At 71.1% G+C, this 2152-nt stretch carries 2 protein-coding genes and 1 pseudogene; 1 reads left to right on the top strand and 2 read right to left on the bottom strand.

Annotated elements, in window-relative coordinates; all coding sequences use genetic code 11:
* Window positions 1–258: 258 nt before the first annotated feature.
* Window positions 259–1218 carry a LysR family transcriptional regulator gene (locus H5J33_RS32330; RefSeq protein ID WP_181798286.1) on the top strand — a complete coding sequence of 320 codons (960 nt, stop codon included), beginning with the start codon at window positions 259–261 and terminating at the stop codon, window positions 1216–1218.
* A 244-nt stretch (window positions 1219–1462) separates the two neighbouring features.
* Here H5J33_RS32330 and H5J33_RS32325 read toward each other — a convergent pair.
* Together H5J33_RS32325 and H5J33_RS32320 are read right to left on the bottom strand one after the other, a co-directional pair.
* Window positions 1463–1558 (bottom strand): annotated as a pseudogene (locus tag H5J33_RS32325) (IS5/IS1182 family transposase); the annotation flags it as partial.
* A gap of 152 nt (window positions 1559–1710) precedes the next feature.
* A partial coding sequence (locus tag H5J33_RS32320; RefSeq protein ID WP_181798285.1) for a DUF4232 domain-containing protein occupies window positions 1711–2152 on the bottom strand: 442 nt, incomplete at its 5' end.

Here is a 2152-nt window from a genome sequence, read left to right as displayed (position 1 = left end):
GCCCTCGGCGGCCGCAGCCGCGGTGCTCGCGAGAGTGCCCGCGAGGCCCGCCGTCAGTGCGAGCGCCGCAAGGGCCGCCGTGAGTCTGGTGGGGTGCACGTCTGCTCCAGTTCCATGACGGGGAGTCAGTGGGGATGCGCCCGAGTATGAGCGTGGGCATGGCAAAAAAGGGACCTCCCATCGGACATAAGACCGGTGTTATGACCAGCCCGCCAGAACCCCTTCCAGACCCTCCGTCACCCTGCATATGCTGGTGAAATGCAGTTGGAGTTGAGGCATCTGGAAGCTGTCCGCGTCATAGCGGAAGCGGGCAGTCTGGGCCGGGCGGCCATACGGCTCGGGGTGTCCCAGCCGGCCCTCTCCGCGCAGCTCCGCCGTATCGAACAGGTCACGGGCGGCGAGCTGTTCGTCCGCGGCAGGAGCGGTGTCGAACCCACCCCGCTGGGCGAGTTCGTGCTGTCCGCGGCACGCCGGGTGCTCGGCGAGATGGACGCCCTGACCGCCGGTACGCGCGCCGCCGCGCCCCATCCGACGCTGCGGCTCGGCTGCGTCCTGCTCGTCCTGGTGGACCGGTTGTTCGAATACCTGGAGGAGGAACTCCCCGGCCACGAGGTCGACCTCACCACCGAGCACTCGGCAACCACGCTCGCCCGCATGCTCGGTGCCGGGAAGTACGACGCGATCCTGTACGGAGAGGTCGGCGACCACGAAGTGCCGCTCCCCGACGGCGTGGCCGCCCGCACCCTCATCCCGAGGGAACCCGCCTGCGTGCGCCTGTCGGCCGGTCACCCCCTGGCCGGGCGGGAGGAGATCGAACTCGCCGACCTGGCGGGCGAAACCTGGACGGCGCTGACCGACGACGACGACGGCGGCCCGGAGGCCATGACCGAGGTCTGCCTCCAGGCCGGCTTCACACCGAAACTGCGCTACCGGATCGCCGACCGCAAGATGCGCTGGGAACTGATCGCCGCCGGACGGGCCGTCTCCATGTGCCAGCCCACCTCTCCGCATGTCGAGGGAACGGTCCTGCGCCCGCTGGTCGGCGACCCGCTCACCGAACGCATTCGGATCGCCTGGAACCGGGCCGCGGTCACGGAGCAGCGTGCCGGACTGCTGTACCGGGCGGCGGGACGCGCGTACCTCGGCAGCATCCCCGACAACACCTTCTACCGCACCTGGTGGGAAGCCCGCCCCGAACTCCACCCGGTCCTCGATTGACGGCGATGCCTCGCCGAGGACTGTCGCGTACTGCCGCGCTGCCTCAACAGGTGCCTGGAGGCCCGGGGCGCCGGCGCCTGAGCCGGGCCTGGCCGAGCGGTCGCGAGGCGCGCTGGAGACCTCGTCGGCCGGACCCGCCGAGCCCGCTCCCCTGGACGGCAGAAGGGCCGGATCCGGGGCTGTGGGCCGGTGACGGTGGTGGCTGGGCGAGCGGCCCGACGTCCCCGGCGGCCCGCCGCACCTACGACACAGCGAGGGGTGTTCCGTGCCGGTCGGTGATCACATGGTGCTTGCCGCCCCGGCGGCCGCGGTCGACCGGCGAAGGTCCGGTGTGAGCCCCCGAGATGTCTTTCAGGGCCCGGACGGCGAGCGGTCGACCGTGGACACGATCCCACAGGTCATCGGGCACAAGATCTTCCTACACCCACGGAACTCCGCCGCCCCCAGCCCGACTGCCGAGGCCCTGAGCCACAGTCATTCTGAAGTGATCGGTCAGAAGTCGTCCGCGCCGTTGCGGAGTTCCGGGGTCCAGTAGCCGGTGAGCGCCTTGGCCGGGTCGACGGCGATGCCCTCGCTGCCGGGCGCGGTCACGGTGATGACCGTGGAGTCGCCCTCCAGCTGCACGGAGAACGCCGACACAGGCTCGTTGTCCTCGTCGACCCCGCCGTCCGACAGCTTCACCAGGGCGTAGGCCGGGGCCCCGGCCGTGAGCACGACCGGCGTGGCCGGCTTGCTCTTGGCGACTGCCGGGACGTCCTGCTTGTGGCTCTCCAGGAACTGGATATGCGGGAAGCCCGTCAGCCGGCAGGAGTGCCCGGAGGTGTTGCGCGCCGTGAGGACGATGTGGGTGTAGGGCGGGCCGTCCTGCGTGGCGGCGGTGACCCGGACGTCCCGCGCGGTGCAGACCGGGGTGGAGGCCGTCACGCGTCCACCG

The sequence above is a fragment of the Streptomyces sp. WELS2 genome, from assembly GCF_013870595.1.
Taxonomy (GTDB): Bacteria; Actinomycetota; Actinomycetes; order Streptomycetales; family Streptomycetaceae; genus Streptomyces.
This window is presented reverse-complemented; position numbering and strand designations above follow the sequence as displayed.